We start from the raw sequence: 17,200 nt of genomic DNA on the forward strand, positions 1-17,200 counted from the left end.
TGAAGAACCTGTTCCAACCTGAATAACTTCTGCTGCAACAATCTTACTTCCATCTTCTAAAATTACTACCTTTGAAGATGCAGATCCAATATCAATCCCCATTGTAAACATAGGATACTCTCCTTTCTAAAATATTTTCTAATATATTTATCTTTTAATTGGTCCAACAGTTTGTACATATTCAACAAGTATTCCTTGTCCGTATTTAGGTCTTAAAAAATTTACTATTATATCACTTGTACCTGGAACTGCACTTTCTTCAAGCATCTCCATTCCTTTGCTTTCAAATTCTTTACGTACTGCTTCAACATCATCAACTTCAAAAGCAATATGTGCAATACCACCTTTACCTCCATTAAATTCTTTAAGAACCCCTTCTTTTGGAATAATTAGTTCCACTGGACTATCGTTGTTTTCAGTGTATTTTGTGAATATTAAATCTGCATGATATGCTTCAACATATCCTTGGTAATCAATTTCCAAATCAAAGGTTTCAAGAAATTTGTGTGCAGCTTCCATCGTTGGAAGAATAATGCCAACATGGTGCATTCTCATAGGTTTCATAATTTTTCTCCTCCTAATTTTTATTTATTATTTTTTAATCCCATTTTCTCTTCTTTAAAAATTCTTAAATCCATAAGCTTAACTTCCTTTTCAATTTTAGGAAGAAAGCCCATTAGATCAATAATTTGTGTTTGTATATCAATTCCAGGAGCAACCTCTATTAAATGAACTCCATCTTCTTTTAATTCAAATACTGCTCTTTCTGTTATATATAAGACAGGCTGTCCTTTTTTAATTGCGTATCTACCACTAAAGGTAACCTGCTGAACTTGTTTTATAAACTTAGTTTCTTTTCCTTCTTGTTCTATAATTAATTTGCCATCTTCAACTTTTACTTTTAATCCACCTGCTGTAAAGGTACCGCAGAAAAATACTCTTTTAGCATTTTGGGTTATATTAATGAATCCACCGCAACCTGCTATTTTAGTACCAAATCTGCTTACATTGATGTTACCTTTTTCATCGCATTGGGCAAGTCCTAAATATGCCATATGAAGACCACCACCATCATAAAAATCAAACTGATATGGTTGATCAAGAAGACAATCTGGATTTAAACTTGATCCAAACCTAGCTCCAGCTTGAGGTATACCTCCTATTGGACCTGATTCAACAGTTAGTGTCATATAATCCCCAATTCCTTCTTCATTTGCAACTTGTGCCACATACTCAGGTGCTCCTACTCCCAGATTAACAATTGCATCTTCCTCTAGTTCCATAGCTGCTCTTCTACCAATGATTTTCTTTGCATCTAATGGCATAGGTTTAGGACTATCTATAGGAATTCTTACTTCACCTGAAATAGCTGGTTCATATTTTTCACCAAAGCTTTGCTCATGATCTTCTTTATTAGCTACTACAACAGCATCAACATAAATGCCAGGTATTTTTACTAATCTAGGGTCTAAAGTTCCACCTTTAACCACCTTTTCAACCTGAACAATAACCTTGCCTCCACTATTTTTAACAGCTTGAGCTGTAGATGTGCCTTCAAGTGGGGTTATTTCTTTTTCAAAAGTTACATTGCCATATTCATCAGCATAAGTTCCTCTAATGAATGCAATATTTATAGGGAATGCTTTGTAAAGAAGCTTTTCTTTTCCATCTATTTTTATAAGTTCTACTAGGTCTTCTGTTGTTCTCTCGTTAATTTTACCTCCACCATTTCTTGGATCTACAAAGGTATATAATCCAACCTCAGTGATTGTTCCAACTCTATGGGCCGCAATATCTCTAAGTAAATATAGTAAAGCTCCTTGAGGTAAGTTATATCCTTCACATTGATTGCTAACGCACATTTGCCCAAGCTTTGGAGCAGTAGCGTAATGTCCAGCTATGACTCTCTTAAGCATTCCTTCATGGGCAAAATGATCTCCACCAGTTTTACCATCTCTATTTCCTTGAGAGGATGGATAAAACAGAGTCAAATTTTTAGGAGAACCAGTAGCTAAAAATCTTTTTTCTATTGCTTTACTTAGTGCTTCTGTACAACCACTGCTAACAAATCCTGTGGTAGTGATAGTGTCTCCATCTTTCACTAATTGGACTGCTTCTTCGGCTGTCAGTATACTAATTTTTTTCATTTTATTCCCCCTAGTCACAATTCATAATATTATAGTTTCAAAATCTCCGGAGATTTTTACTTCTGAGGAAATGGTCTAGTGTACACTTTCAAGTATAAATTTGATTATTGCTGTGTTTCTGACTTCATTCTAATACGGATCAAATTGAAATTAAATCAAATCAGTTTGATTGTTTTTGGGGCAAATAATTCAAGAATAGGTGTTATAAATTCAACTTGATTCAAGTTTTTTCAATAATAAATATTTTTAGCATCTACAAACCACTTACTATAAACTAATTACATAAAAAGCCCTTGAAAACTCTAGTGTTTTCAAGGGCTTTAGCTGTGTTTACGCCATTTTTTTATTTCTCATCTTTAATAACTTTTCTATATAAAAGTTTTATATGTTTTTTAATGCTTGCTCTATATCTTCAATTATGTCATCAATATTTTCAATTCCAACAGAAAGTCTTATTAATCCTGGAGTAATACCTGCAGCTACTAATTGGCTATCTGTAAGCTGTCTGTGGGTTGAACTTGCTGGATGAAGTACACAAGTACGAATATCTGCCACATGAACTTCATTTGAGGCAAGCTTTAAACTATCCATAAATTTAACGGCAGTTTCTCTACTTCCTTTTAATGAAAAAGAAATAACTCCGCTACATCCTAGTGGTAAGTACTTTTCTTTAAGGGTATAATCCTTATTTCCTTTCAAAGCAGGATAATTTACAAATTCTACTTTGTCTGATTTACTTAAATACTCTGCTACTTTTTCAGCATTTCTGCAGTGTCTTTCCATTCTTACGTGAAGAGTTTCAATTCCTAAATTTAATAAAAAGGCTGCATTAGCAGATGGATATGCACCAATATCTCTCATCATCTGAACTCTAGCCTTTGTAATGTAGGCTGCGTTACCAAAGCTTTCTGTATATATAACTCCATGATAAGATTCATCAGGCTCAGTAAATTCCGGAAATTTACCGTTTGTCCAATCAAATTTTCCACTGTCTACAATAACTCCTCCAATTTGTACTGCATGACCATCCATATATTTTGTTGTAGAGTGAACTACTATATCTGCCCCAAATTCAATAGGTCTGCAAAGTACAGGGGTTGGGAAAGTATTATCAATGATAAGAGGTATATTATTTTTATATGCAATTTTTGCAAACTTTTCAATATCAAGTACAGCTAGTGCTGGATTTGCAAGAGTTTCACCAAAAACCGCCTTTGTATTTGGTTTAAATGCCTTTTGAATTTCCTCTTCTGATGCATCTTGATCAACAAAGGTACATTCTATACCAAATCTTTTTAGTGTAACAGCAAAAAGATTTATTGTTCCTCCATATATTGTAGCCGCACTTATAAAGTGGTCTCCTGCTTTCATAATGTTAAGAAGACTTATTAAAGACGCCGCCTGACCAGAAGTAGTGCATAATGCTCCTACTCCTCCCTCCATTGATGCGATTTTCTCTTCCACTGCTGCTACTGTTGGATTGGAAATACGTGAATACATGTGCCCCGCAACTGAAAGATCAAAAAGTTTACCTATATGCTCAGTTGAATCATATTTATAAGTTGTACTTTGATAAATTGGTAATGCTCTAGGTTCACCATTTCCAGGATGATACCCTTCGTGTAAACATTTTGTTTCTATTCTCATTTTGCCCCTCCTAATTTTTACAAATCATTTAATCCATTGTTAGAATAGATATTTAAATATATTAATAAGAATATCATAATTTATAAAAGGACTTCAAACTTTTTTCTAAAAAAGTAATTAAATCAAAATAGGGACAGTTAATTTTCTTAACTATCCCTTGTTTTTAAAATCTATTTTGCTTTTTTCTCAGCACGTCTTCTTAAAACGTCTACATAAACTGCTCCAATTATAACTAATCCTATTGATACAGTTTGTAAATCAGCTGAAACTCCTAAAAGGTTTAATCCATTTCTTAATACTGATATAATCATAGCTCCTATAAGAGTTCCCCAGATAGTACCTGAACCTCCCATGAATGATGCTCCACCAATGATACATGCTGCTATAGCATCTAGGTCAAAATCAAGTCCTGCAAGAGGGAAAGCTGCATTTACTCTTCCTACAAGAACTAATCCAGCAATACCTGCCATTGTACCACATAAAGTGTAAACTAATATTAAAGTTTTTTGTACGTTAACTCCTGATAATCTAGCAGCTTCTGGGTTACTTCCAACTGCATATATGTGTCTACCTTGAGCAGTTCTATTTAAGAATATATGGAATAATACACATACTACAATTACAAGTAAGAAGCTTACTGGTATAGGTCCTAAAAACTCAGCCCCTAAAAATGTAATTGAGCTAGAGAATCCTGATATTGGAGAAGCTGCTGTAATCATAAGTGCAAGACCTCTCGCAATGTTCTTTGTACCTAGTGTTGATATAAATGGATGTGGCAAACGTAGCTTAGTTAATAATAATCCATTTACTAGTCCTAGAGCGGCACCAGTACCAATACATAATATAATTGCTAACGCTGGACTTAATCCTGCTTTTACCGCTACTGCCATTACACAGGTTGCTAATGCTAATATAGATCCAACTGAAAGATCGATACCTGCTGTTAATATTGTAAGAAGCATACCTGCTGCGATTATACTGTTAATAGCAGATTGTCTTGCAATATTCATTATATTTTTTACACTAAGAAAGTCAGGTGATGCAATAGATAGTGCTACGCAAAGTAATATTAATCCTAATAAAGGTCCAAATTTGCCTAAAACTTTTTTAAGTGATTTTTCGTTATCTGTTGTTGAAAATCGTTCATTTCTTACTCCAGTATTCTCCATTTAATTTACCTCCTTAACTGATGCTGATGCTGCTTTCATTATATTTTCTTGTGTTAAGTTATCTCTATTTATTTCTGCTGTTAAATTACCTTCACTCATTACTATTACTCTATCACTCATGCCAATTACCTCTGGAAGTTCTGATGAAATCATAATTACTGCGGCACCATTTGAAATTAGTTCATTCATAATATTGTAAACTTCAACCTTAGCCCCTACATCTATACCTCTTGTAGGTTCATCAAATATATATATTTCTGCATTTGTGTTAAGCCACTTCCCTATAACTACCTTTTGTTGATTTCCTCCACTTAATTGACCGGCCATGAACTTTGGATTTGGAGGACTTATTTGTAATTTGCTTATATTTTCTTCTGCGGATTTTTTAACTTTTTTCAAACTTACTAATAAATTATCTTTAAATTTATGGTAACATGTTGTAGCCATGTTAAATTCAATAGTATTTCCAAGAATTAATCCTTGTCCTTTTCTATCTTCCGTTAAGAAAGCCATTCCATGCTTCATCGCATCAGAAGGAGCTTTTATCTTTACATTTTTACCTTTTACATAAATATTTCCTTCATCTACAGTATCCGCCCCAAAAATTCCTCTTACTACCTCTGTACGTCCAGAACCAACCAATCCTGCTACCCCTAATATTTCTCCTCTTTTTACACTGAAGTTAATATTTTTGTATACTCCATGCTTTGTTAAATTTTCTACTCTTAATACTTCTTCACCAATTTCTGTTTTTATTTTAGGAAATTGTTGCTCTAAATCTCTTCCTACCATAAGTCTAATTAGTTCGTCTTCTGTTAAGTTATCAATGTCTACTGTCTTTATTTTTTTACCATCTCTCATAACTGTAACTCTATCACATATTTCAAAAAGTTCTGGTAATCTGTGGGATATAAATACAACTGCTATTCCTTTAGCTTTTAATCCCCTTATAGTTTTCATTAATTCCCTTACTTCTCTTTCACTTAAACTTGAAGTAGGCTCGTCCATTATTAGCAACTTAGTTTCTACACAAAGTGATTTAGCTATTTCAACCATTTGTTGATGTCCCATACCAAGTTGAGCAATATTCATTTTAGGATCTATATCTTGTCCCAAATCTTTAAGCAATTCACTTGCTTTTTGTAACATTGTTTTATAGTCTAATAATTTACCGTTTTTTAGTTCTCTTCCCATAAATATATTGTCAACTACACTTAAATGTTGAAGAATATTCAGTTCTTGATAAATTGCATTAATACCTAAACCCATAGCATGTTTAGGGTTTTGAAATGTTGTTTCTTTTCCCTCTACAAATATCTTACCTATATCGTTTGTATATGCCCCTGTTAGTATTTTTATAAGTGTTGACTTTCCTGCTCCATTTTCACCAATTAGTCCATGAACTTCCCCCGGCAATATCTCTAAATCTACAGAATCAAGAGCCTTAACTCCGGGGAAAATCTTAGATACTCCTTTTAATTCTATTAATGGCTGCATACTCACAATCTCATCTCCATTCTATAGCTTTCATACTAATTAATCTTAATTTGTACAACTATTTTATATTTGCCTTATAAGTAATTAAAAGTTTTTTTCAACTACTTATAAGGCGCATGATTTTATTATTTTCCTAAAATCTTATCTAAATCTGCTTGTGCTTTATCAACGTTATCTTTGTTTATTAAAGTAGTTCCTGTATCAATTCTTTTTTCAATCGTTTCACCTTTTATTACTTTAACAGCTGATTCAACACCAACTTTTCCAATATTGTAAGCGCTTTGTGCAACTGTTGCTGTAAGCTCTCCAGCTTTAATTGATTTTAATGCATCTGGTGATCCATCAAATCCTACTACTAAAACATCCGTTCTATTTGCTTGTTTAAGAGCTCTAACTGCACCTAATGCCATTTCATCATTTGAACAGAATACTGCTTTTACTTTTGGATGTGATTGAAGAATGTTTTCCATTACTGACATTGCTTTATCTCTATCACTATTTGCTGGTTGAATTTCTGCAATTTTTAGTCCTGCTGCTTCTATTTCTTGTTTTGCACCATTTATTCTTTCGTCATGAGTAGCGTCACCAAGTGCTCCTCTTATAGCAACAATTTCATCTCCACTCTTAAGTTTTTGAGCGAAGAATTTTCCTGCTAATTGACCACCTGCGAAGTTACCAGTTCCTATGAAAGCTTGCTTCTTGTCCCAGTTAGCATCTGTATCTATTAGGAATACAGGTATTTTTTCAGAAGCTGCTTTATCTAATGTAGCAATAGCTGCACTTGGTTGAGAAGGTGCTACTACTAATGCATCAACACCACGTACTATTTGGTCTTCCATTAATGATGTTTGACCTACAATGTCTGTCTCAGCATTTGGTCCTAATACTTCTACTTTTACTCCAAGTTCTTTTGCAGCGTCTTGTGCTCCCGCTTGCACCATCTTCCAGTAATCGCTGTTAAGAGCTTTTAAAACAACAGCTATCTTGGCATTTTTTACGTCTTTTTGAGCACTTCCTTGCTCATTGCTTTTACTTCCACACCCTGTAAGTGATGAAGCAAACATACCTAAAACGATTACAGTTGCTAGCAATTTTTTTCTTTTCATAATGGCATCTTCCTCCTAAATGTTTTATTAATTTTTCTTTATATATAAATATTTTTAATATTTATCAACTTTATAATTTTATTTCTAAATTATATTATTTTATTTTGTCGAATTATTTGATTAACCTTTTGGTTATACTGATTATATGTTATAATATATTATATAAACGTTTACATAGACGTTATGATTATATCATAATATTATGTTGATTATATATTTGTCTATTTGAAATTTTTATTATACACATATATCCATATACTTATAATATATTGCATATATGTATTGTAATTTTGTATAATATTTATTATATATTATTGTTATATTTCGTTATATTTCATTTCTTACATTTTACTATTGGATTAATAGCTCCTGTGTTGCTTCTAATTTTATCGAAAATTTGCATTAATTTAAATTTTAAGACTTAACGTTTTGTTTAATCTATAATAAAATCAATATTTAAAACCTAACTATATCTTTGATTTTTAACATTTTAACGCGAATTTTACCCATATTACGGAAATATTTTTTTATATAGGAGAAATAAAATGAGGATTTTTAAAAAAAATAGTTATTTTAAACCTGAAATACCAAAAAATAAAAGCACTTTTATAAAACTTTTAGCTTCCTATTTAGTTATTATTTTTGTTGTTTTATGTATATCTTCCTTGGTTTTTTTTAGCAACTACAAAAAATTAGTACTTAACGAAGGATATAACGTATCTAAAAGAAGCCTAGATCAAGCGAAATATTATACTGAGCTCAATCTTAATTGGGCTAAATCTTTAGTGTATAGTTTATATCTGGATGATAAAATATATACACTTATGTATTCCTCTTCTCCAATCACTGATAACTCCATAATTGCAAGATTACGTGAGATAAACGCCTCTTCCCCTAATATTGACTCTATATGTGTTTATAATAAAGCTACGAATATTCTATATTCTTCTTTAGGAACAGGCTTTAATCCAGAATACGAAAAAAGTATGCGGGATCTATTAATTAATACAAAGGATACCTTCAGTGGTAATCCAATTCCTTTAAAAATAGATATTATATCAAAAGAAGGGAACATTGTATCAAAAAATATCTTCTCCATTGTGCTTTCAAATCTCCCTGCCTCTGGAGATAAGCTACCTAACGGAGCTATTATTTTAAACGTAAATGCTGATGTTTTTTCAAATTATTTTAAACAAACTAATAAAAATGATAATATTTTATTTTCAATAGATAACACAGGTAGGATTGTATTTTCTGCCGATAGCAGAAAGTTTTTGAGTGATATTTCTAAAGAAAGCTATATAAATGATATATTAGCTTCTCCCTTATCTAGTGGCAGTTTTATAAGTACCATAAATGATGTGCAATATTTTGTAGCTTACTCAAATTATAAAAATCAAAATTTAAATTTTATAAATCTAGTTCCTTATGAGTTACTGATTGGTCAAAGTAAGAAGGCTAGAAATTCTTCAATTATAATAGTGCTGCTTTTATTATTTATAGGAGTTATTATCTCCTATATAATTTCTCATAAATTTTATGATCCAATAGAAAAATTAATAAAAAGCATAAATGAAAAATTACCTCCTGAAAATCTTAAGGGATATAAGAATAGAAATGAATTAGAATATTTATCAGAAGCTCTAGATCAGGTTTTATCCCAACCAACTTCATTAGAAAATTTACCCTTAGAGGAAATGGTTTTTATAAGAAATAAACTTTTAAAAGATATATTAGTAAATAATCAATCTATGGATATAAATAAATATCCTATTAAACTGCAGCAGTTAAATCTCAATATAGATCTAGAGAATATTTTAGTTGTTATATTTAGAATAGATTCTGTAAACACCTTATATAAAAAGTACCCAATTCACAATGATAGAAATTTAATCAGGCTGGGAATAAAAAATATAATTGTAGATAATCTATCTCAGCAATATAAAGTGGACACCCTTATCATTGCAAATAGTATAGTAGCTGTTTTAAGTATAGGTCGTGAAATTGATGAGAATACAAAAAATGAGTTATTGAATTTCATTAGAACAATTCAGGATAAAATATATGATAAGTCTAATATATCCTTATCAGCCAGTATGGGGCCATTTGTAAGTCGCATAGATGAACTATCAACCTCTTATAAAAAAGCTAATGAATATATTAACTATACCTTTAAATATGGTCATAGAGCTACTTTATATGAAAGTAAAATACTACAGAATATTTCTAAAGAGTATAAATACGATGAAATTTTAGAAAACGCTCTATTTGATGCCATTAAACTGGGCAACAAAGAAAAGATTAGGTATTGTTTAGATAAGATATTTGAAAATATATTACAGTACTCATACAATGACATTATATTATCCATTACTACTCTGGCTATAAATTCAAGAAACCTTATTAACACCTTATTTGATGTTAATAATGAAAAATGCAAAATATATGTAACGGATTTTTTAGAGCATTTAAAAGATTATGAATTAGCTGAGGACGTTAAATTATGGTTTTTAAACCTTTATGAAAGTTATATAGACACATTAAATGAAAAAAAATTATCTAAAAACAATGTTCTCGTTGAGAAAGTAAAAGAATATATAGTGGATAATTATTCTGATTTTTGCTTATCTGTAGAGCAAATTTCCGAATCACTAGATATGTCTCCTAACTATTTAAGAACCATATTTAAAAATGTAACTGGAGAATCTATATCAAAATATATAAATGACTATAGATTTAATAAAGCTAAATCACTATTAACAGATACAGATCATCCTATAGCAGATATTTCAACTATGGTTGGGTATGCTAATAGTAATTACTTTTATACAGCCTTTCGGAAAAATTATGGTGTTTCACCAGCTCAATTTAGAAAAAACAACAGAACAAAATAAAATAAAAACACCTAATTTCATAGTTAGTATTTATATAGCCTACATGAAATTAGGTGTTTATTAAATTAAATAAAGTTATAGGGTATGCTACTGAGTTTTAAATTATAGTCCAGTTTTTTCTTTAATATATTTTCTAGCCTTTATTGCATATTCTAATGGATTTGCTTTTGCAGGATCTTGTTCAGCTTCAACTAAAAGATATCCTTCGTAGTTGTTTTCATCTAAAATCTTGAATAATGGCTCAAAATCGATGCATCCATCTCCAGGTACAGTAAATGTTCCTGCCTTTACTGCCTGTAAAAAGCTCATGTTTTCTTCAATAACTCTTTTTCTAACTTCTGGTCTTATGTCCTTTAAGTGAACATGCTTAATTCTATTTACGAATTTTCTTAATACTGCTTCTGTATCTTCTCCAGAGAATGTTAGATGTCCAGTATCAAATAATAGATACACTAAGTTTGGATCTGTCATTTCCATTAGTTTTTCAATTTCTGCAGTAGTTTGTACTCCTGTACCCATATGATGATGGAATACAAGCTTCATATCTTTTTCTTTAGCAAGTTCTCCTAATTTATTTAGTCCTTCAGTTAATTTTACCCATTCTTCATCGGTAAATACAGGTTTTTCTTTAAAAATAGGAGTATCCATCATTCCTTGGATGCTGTGCCCTTGTTCAGACACAACCACTACTTTTGCTCCCATTTCATATAAAAAATCTCTGTGTTGAATAAAACCATCAATTGTTTCTTGAAGAGGTTTTGTTGTTAAAAAAGAGCTAAACCACGCACTTGCAATATTCATATTTCTAAGTTCTAAAGCTTTCTTTAGAACCTTTGTATCTCTTGGATACTTGTTACCAACTTCTGAACCTGTATATCCTGCAAGAGCCATCTCACTTATACATTGTTCAAAAGTATTTTCCTTTCCAAGCTCTGGCATATCATCATTAGTCCAAGCAATTGGTGCAATTCCTAATTTAACTTTATCTTTATTAAACATATTCTCTCTCCTACTCACATTAAATTTTTATCATACTTCAAGCTCAGAAATCTTTACTGGTCTTCCTTCTTGTAATGACTTTTTAGCAGCAAGTCCTATTAATACCGGTTTTAGTCCGTCCATTGCATTTACAGGTACTTCAGTATCATTTACAATTGCATCAACAAACTCTTTCATTTCTTGTGAAAAAGATTGCATGTATCTTTCTAAGAAGAAATATAGCGGTTTTTCTGAAACTATTCCGTTTTCAGTGCTAATTACTGCTGTTGATGGAGAGTCATTTCCAGTAGCTACTGCACCCTTTGAACCAAACACTTCTGCTCTTTGGTCATAACCATAAGCTGCACGTCTGCTGTTATCAATAACTCCAAGTGCTCCATTTGCAAATTTTAGAGTAATTATTGCAGTGTCTATATCTCCTGCTTCACCTATAGCAGGGTCAACTAATACTGTTCCTGCTGCATATACTTCTTCAACTTCACTTCCTGATAAGAAACGAACCATATCAAAATCATGGATTGTCATATCTAAGAATATTCCACCTGAAACCTTTACATATTCAGCTGGTGGAGCTTCTGGATCTCTTGATGTAACTCTAATTATGTGTGGATCTCCAATTTTTCCTGCTACTACTGCATCTTTTATAGCTTTAAAGTTATGGTCAAATCTTCTGTTAAATCCTACTTGGAACTTTAGTCCAGTTCTTTCTACTTCAGCAAGAACTGCTTTTATTCTATCTAAATTATGATCTATTGGTTTTTCGCAAAATACGTGTTTACCAGCCTTTAAAGCTTCTATTGAAATTTGTGAATGTGTATTTGTTGAAGAACACACAAGCACAGCTGCAATTTCTGGATCATTTAATACTTCGTTGTAGTCATTATAAGTATTTTGAATTCCCAACCCTTTAGCCCATTCTTTAGTTGCTTCATTCATAAATGGGTCTGCAATAGCTTTTACTTCTGCATTTGGCACATATTTTGTGATACTTTCTGCGTGAACCTTTCCAATTCTTCCTGCACCTATAATACCTAATTTAATCATAATCCTACCTCTCTTCATCCATATTTATTTTATAATTAATTTAATAATTAATATCTTCTTATGTTTCTTAAAGTTTCTTCTTTTTCTTTGTAAGCAGCACTTACTTTTTCACTTTGTGATACTGACGCTACTCCAACATGCCACCAAGATTCATATCCATGTGTCATAGTCTTTGGTAATACTTTTATATCAAGCAAAGTTGATACTGTTTGTTTCTTTGAATCTTCAATAGCAGCTTTTAATTCTTCTACAGTCTTTACTGTATAAGTTTTAAGTCCATATCCTGCTGCGCTTTTTGCAAAATCTATTTGCACATATTCACCAGTAAGCTTTCCAGTTTCTTTTTCTCTATATCTAAATTCTGTTCCAAAGCTGCCCATACCATTTGACATTTGAAGATTATTTATACATCCAAAGCTTGCGTTGTCTAGAAGTATTACATTTACTTTTTTTCTTTCCTGAATACTAGTTACTATTTCAGAGTGAAGCATTAGATAACTTCCGTCACCAACCATTGCATATACTTCTTTGTCTCCTGCTGCTAATTTAACCCCTAGAGCTCCTGATATTTCATAGCCCATACAAGAGTATCCATATTCCATATGGTATGTGTTAGGAGTTTTTGGACACCAAACTCTTTGAAGATCTCCTGGTAAACTTCCAGATGCTCCAACAATTACAGCGTCATCATCAAGTAACTCATTTAAAACTCCTAGTACTTTAGTTTGAGTTAAGCAAGATCCAGTTAATTTGTAGTACTCTTCCAAAACATGATCGCAGTGTCCTGCAACTTCTGGAACAAAGCCATTTGATGTATATTCAACGTTATTTAATCTATCTAATTCTTCTTCCCATTGTTTTTTAGCATCTGCAATTTCAGTTGTATATGCTGATTTGTATCCAATTTCTTTTAATTTTTCTTTTATTATATTTAAGCCTACCTTAGCATCTGCTACCACTGATGTAGCATCTAATTTTGCTGCATGGAATTGAGATACATTTATTGTTAAGAAATCAACTTCTGGATTTTTAAATAATGATTTTGAAGCTGTTGTGAAATCTGTGAATCTAGTTCCTACTCCTATTACTAAGTCTGCATCTTTTGCTATTAAGTTTGCAGCTAAATTACCAGTTACTCCAATACCGCCTAAATTTAATGGATAGTTCCATTCAACAGCGCTTTTTCCTGCTTGTGTTTCACCGAATGGAATATTAAAGCTTTCACAAAATTCCTTCAATGCTCCCGCAGCCTCTGAATATCTAACTCCTCCACCGCATACTATTATAGGTTTCTTTTTCATTTTTATTAACTCTACAGCATCTTCAACAGCTTCAATTACTGGTGTTCTTCTTTCAATTCTGTGTACACGCTTTTTGAAAAAGTATTCTGGGAAGTCATAAGACTCTCCTTGAACATCTTGTGGAAGAGCAATTGTTACAGCTCCTGTATCTGCTGGATCTGTTAAAACTCTCATTGCGTTTATCATAGCTGTCATCAATTGTTCTGGTCTATTTACTCTATCCCAATATTTACTTACAGCTTTAAAAGCATCATTAGTTGTTATTGATAAATTGTGTAGGTGTTCAACCTGTTGTAATACTGGATCCGGTTGTCTTGTAGCAAAAGTATCTCCAGGTAATATTAGTACTGGTATATTATTCGCAGTTGCTGTTCCAGCAGCTGTAACCATATTAGCTGCTCCTGGTCCAACTGATGAAGTACAAGCATATATTTGCTTTCTGTGCATTTGTTTTGCATAAGCTGTAGCAGCATGTGCCATTCCTTGTTCATTACGACCTTGGTGAACTTCTAATTCACCTGGATTCTCTTCTAATGCTTGACCTAATCCTACAACATTTCCGTGACCAAAAATTGTAAATATACCCTTTACAAATCTATTTTGTTTTCCATCAAATTCTACATATTGTTGATTGAGAAACTTTACTAATGCTTGAGCAGTAGTCATTCTTATGGTTTTCAAGAAAATCCCTCCCTTAACTATTTTTCTGGCCAAATCTTAACATTCTCTTCTAGCAGCCATTCATGTTCTTTTTCATTTATTCTATCTGTCCATGGATTGTTTTCAAGATGTCTTATCATCCAACAGTAGTACATTGCATATCCTGGAGCTGATGTTTGAGGATGAACTAATCCTCCTGGAATAGCAGCTACACTATTATCTGTAGCCTTATATACTTCATCACCAACAATTGAACATCCAAAGCCTTGTGGTTTATTGAATCTATAATAATACACTTCAGGTTGTGGATGATGATGGGGTATATAACTAGACCATTTTCCTGGGAAGGTTATTACTTCACCAATAACCATATTGGAATAAGGAGCATTTGAATAATCAAATACAGTTCTTACTACTCTTCTTGCTGTATCATTCCATACTCCTTGACCAAATACATCACTTCTACAATCCTTTGGTTCATAGAATTTACTATCAAAGTAGTTATTATTGTCTGTTTTTTGAAGTAAAATTTCAGCATCAGACATAGCAGTGATTTTAACTTCTGAATTCTTACACACATGCAAGCACCATGGATCCTCATCAAAAATAGAATATCTTTCCATAATCTTTTTATTTCCATTCCATTCTATTTCAACCTTACCATCTAAAAGTAAGAATGCACTTTCCTTCTTTGAATCTTGGAAGGACATTTCTCCATTTTCTTTTAATTTAACAACGCCTACATCCATGAGCATGTTGCTATGTTTACCATCAATTTCAGTTATAACGTTATAGCCTTCTTTAAATTCACCTAACTTTTCAACCATCACTTTTCCCCCTTGCCTATGCTCTTGCTATCATTTCTCCGTACTCTTCTTTTTTCTCACGAATAAATTCTTTTATTGCCTCTGCAGTTGGCATATCTTCTGAACAGCTGTGGCTAGCAACAAGCATTGCTGCTGAAGCGCTTCCAAATTCAAGTGCATCGATTACATCCCAGCCTTCTAGCAATCCATAGATAAATGCTGAACCGTATGCATCTCCGCCTCCAAAAGATTTTAATAATTTAACAGGGAATGGTTTTATCTTAAATACATTTCCATCATCAGTGTAAGCAGTTGAACCTTCTTTTCCATGCTTTATAACAACGATTTTATTTCCATAACCTAACCATCTTTTAGCCGTTTCTTCATCAGTGCTTCCCTTAGCAATGAGCTTTTCCATTAAATCGAATTCTTCTCTTGAACCGATTACAACATCACTTACTCTTCCTACTAAAGAATAGTAAACTGCAATTTCTTCCTCTGACTTCCAAGTATAGCTTCTGTAATCTACATCAAATATTACTACAGTACCGTGTTTTTTTGCATATTCGATAGCAACAAAAACTGCTTCTCTTGAAGGACTTGCTGCTAGAGCTGTCCCTGACACAACAATGGCCTTTGCATCCTTTATATATTCTTCACTTATATCTTCATGAGATAATTGCAAATCTGCAATTCCATTTCTGTACATTAATATACTGCTTTCAGTTGGGCTTAGTATTTCTGTAAATGTAAGTCCTAAAGATTCTCCATTTTTAGCTTTGCTAATATTCGAAGTATCTATTCCCTCTTTTTCAAAGTAATTTGTTACAAATGTTCCAAATTGATCATCAGATACTTTCCCTATAAATCCAACTTTTTTTCCAAGTCTAGCTAAACCAACTGCTATATTTGCTGGAGAACCTCCAACGTATTTTGTAAAGGTTCTGCTTTCGTGTAAAGGTCTGTGAATTTCATTTGGGTTAAAATCTATAGCCACTCTTCCTATTGGAATTACATCTATTGCTTTTGAATTATCAAATTTAATATTATTCATTGTAGATACCTTCCTTTCATTAAGCTTTGTTGTTGCTTCCGAAAATTTCTATGTGCTTTTTAGCGTTTTCGTATGCTGATTCTATTACTTTACTGTGATATTTAAAATATTCTACAGAATCTTCTTCTTTAAACAGTACAGATACCCCTTTTACTACATTATTAAAAGTAGCTGTTGCAACATTTATCTTTTTTATTCCATTTTTTATACATTTCCTAAAATCTTCAGCACTTATTCCTGATCCGCCATGTAATACAAGTGGTATTGGTACTTCATTATCAATTTCTTTTAATCTCTCAAATTGTAATACAGGTTCTTCTTTATAGACTCCATGAGCATTTCCAATCGCTATTGCTAAAGCATCTACTTTTGTTCCTTCATAAAATCTCTTGGCATCCTTCACGCTAGTGGTTAACATTTCTATATCTTTAGAACCGTCTTCACTTCCACCTACCCTTCCTATTTCTGCTTCTACAGCTGCACCATATTTTTTAGCTAATTGAATTACTTCGTTGGTTATTTCAATATTTTCCTCTAACGGGGAATGTGAACCGTCATACATTACTGATGTAAACCCTAAATCAAGAGCTTCCTTTATGGTATCAAGAGTAATGCCGTGATCTAAGTGAACTGCCACTGGAACTTTTGCTTTTTTTGCAGCTTCCACCATAACCGGTCCTATTAAATTAAGTGGCGAATGTTTTAGTCGTACTTCTGCAATTTGGAGAATAATTGGCGATTTCAATTCTTCCGCAGCCCTTATTACTCCCATTATCATTTCCATATTAGCAATACTAAATGCACCTATACCATAATCCGACTTATCCGCTTTTTCCAGTAATTCCTTCATATTTACAATTGACATGGTATATGCTC

13 protein-coding genes and 1 pseudogene are annotated in these 17,200 nt (G+C 32.4%); 1 reads left to right on the forward strand and 13 read right to left on the reverse strand.

The genetic code is table 11. From position 1 onward, the window contains the following. The 7 genes and pseudogenes from CLHOM_RS18680 to CLHOM_RS11135 all read right to left on the reverse strand — a co-directional run. Window positions 1-111, reverse strand: a pseudogene (locus CLHOM_RS18680) (2-hydroxyglutaryl-CoA dehydratase); the annotation flags it as partial. A 36-nt stretch (window positions 112-147) separates the two neighbouring features. Then, the gene (locus CLHOM_RS11110; protein ID WP_052221768.1) at window positions 148-564 is read right to left on the reverse strand and encodes a VOC family protein; all 417 of its coding nucleotides are present in this window, start codon (window positions 562-564) and stop codon (window positions 148-150) included. A 20-nt stretch (window positions 565-584) separates the two neighbouring features. After that, entirely contained in the window at window positions 585-2,147 is a 1,563-nt protein-coding gene (locus tag CLHOM_RS11115; RefSeq protein WP_052221769.1) for an acyl CoA:acetate/3-ketoacid CoA transferase, read from the reverse strand. A 381-nt stretch (window positions 2,148-2,528) separates the two neighbouring features. Then, window positions 2,529-3,794, reverse strand: coding sequence for an O-acetylhomoserine aminocarboxypropyltransferase/cysteine synthase family protein (locus CLHOM_RS11120; RefSeq protein WP_052221770.1), 1,266 nt, complete (start codon window positions 3,792-3,794; stop codon window positions 2,529-2,531). Window positions 3,795-3,964: 170 nt separating this feature from the next. Beyond that, window positions 3,965-4,963 (reverse strand): ABC transporter permease, encoded by a 999-nt coding sequence (locus CLHOM_RS11125; RefSeq protein WP_052221771.1) that lies wholly within the window; start codon window positions 4,961-4,963, stop codon window positions 3,965-3,967. Beyond that, window positions 4,964-6,460 (reverse strand): sugar ABC transporter ATP-binding protein, encoded by a 1,497-nt coding sequence (locus CLHOM_RS11130; protein ID WP_052221958.1) that lies wholly within the window; start codon window positions 6,458-6,460, stop codon window positions 4,964-4,966. It lies immediately after the preceding gene. Window positions 6,461-6,585: 125 nt separating this feature from the next. Continuing rightward, window positions 6,586-7,566 (reverse strand): sugar ABC transporter substrate-binding protein, encoded by a 981-nt coding sequence (locus CLHOM_RS11135; protein ID WP_052221772.1) that lies wholly within the window; start codon window positions 7,564-7,566, stop codon window positions 6,586-6,588. A gap of 545 nt (window positions 7,567-8,111) precedes the next feature. Between CLHOM_RS11135 and CLHOM_RS11140 the strand changes: the two genes are divergently transcribed. After that, the gene (locus CLHOM_RS11140) at window positions 8,112-10,460 is read left to right on the forward strand and encodes an AraC family transcriptional regulator (protein WP_052221773.1); all 2,349 of its coding nucleotides are present in this window, start codon (window positions 8,112-8,114) and stop codon (window positions 10,458-10,460) included. Between the two features lie 102 nt (window positions 10,461-10,562). On the opposite strand, the gene iolE is transcribed toward CLHOM_RS11140, so the two are convergent. From iolE to CLHOM_RS11170, 6 genes are read right to left on the reverse strand one after another with little or no spacing between them, the layout of a single operon-like run. Beyond that, window positions 10,563-11,459, reverse strand: coding sequence for a myo-inosose-2 dehydratase (iolE, locus tag CLHOM_RS11145; protein WP_052221774.1), 897 nt, complete (start codon window positions 11,457-11,459; stop codon window positions 10,563-10,565). Window positions 11,460-11,489: 30 nt separating this feature from the next. Next, window positions 11,490-12,503, reverse strand: a complete 1,014-nt coding sequence (gene iolG / locus CLHOM_RS11150) for an inositol 2-dehydrogenase (protein ID WP_052221775.1) — start codon at window positions 12,501-12,503, stop codon at window positions 11,490-11,492. A 47-nt stretch (window positions 12,504-12,550) separates the two neighbouring features. After that, window positions 12,551-14,485: a 3D-(3,5/4)-trihydroxycyclohexane-1,2-dione acylhydrolase (decyclizing) gene (gene iolD / locus CLHOM_RS11155; RefSeq protein ID WP_052221776.1), complete on the reverse strand. Its 1,935-nt coding sequence runs from the start codon at window positions 14,483-14,485 to the stop codon at window positions 12,551-12,553. Window positions 14,486-14,502: 17 nt separating this feature from the next. Beyond that, the gene (locus tag CLHOM_RS11160) at window positions 14,503-15,291 is read right to left on the reverse strand and encodes a 5-deoxy-glucuronate isomerase (RefSeq protein ID WP_052221777.1); all 789 of its coding nucleotides are present in this window, start codon (window positions 15,289-15,291) and stop codon (window positions 14,503-14,505) included. Between the two features lie 16 nt (window positions 15,292-15,307). Beyond that, a complete protein-coding gene (gene iolC / locus CLHOM_RS11165; protein ID WP_052221778.1) occupies window positions 15,308-16,324 on the reverse strand; it encodes a 5-dehydro-2-deoxygluconokinase in 1,017 nt (338 codons plus the stop codon). Window positions 16,325-16,343: 19 nt separating this feature from the next. Further along, window positions 16,344-17,189 (reverse strand): class II fructose-bisphosphate aldolase, encoded by an 846-nt coding sequence (locus tag CLHOM_RS11170; RefSeq protein WP_052221779.1) that lies wholly within the window; start codon window positions 17,187-17,189, stop codon window positions 16,344-16,346. Between the last annotated feature and the right edge of the window lie 11 nt (window positions 17,190-17,200).

Source organism: Clostridium homopropionicum DSM 5847, assembly GCF_001263795.1.
Taxonomy (GTDB): domain Bacteria; phylum Bacillota; class Clostridia; order Clostridiales; family Clostridiaceae; genus Clostridium_H; species Clostridium_H homopropionicum.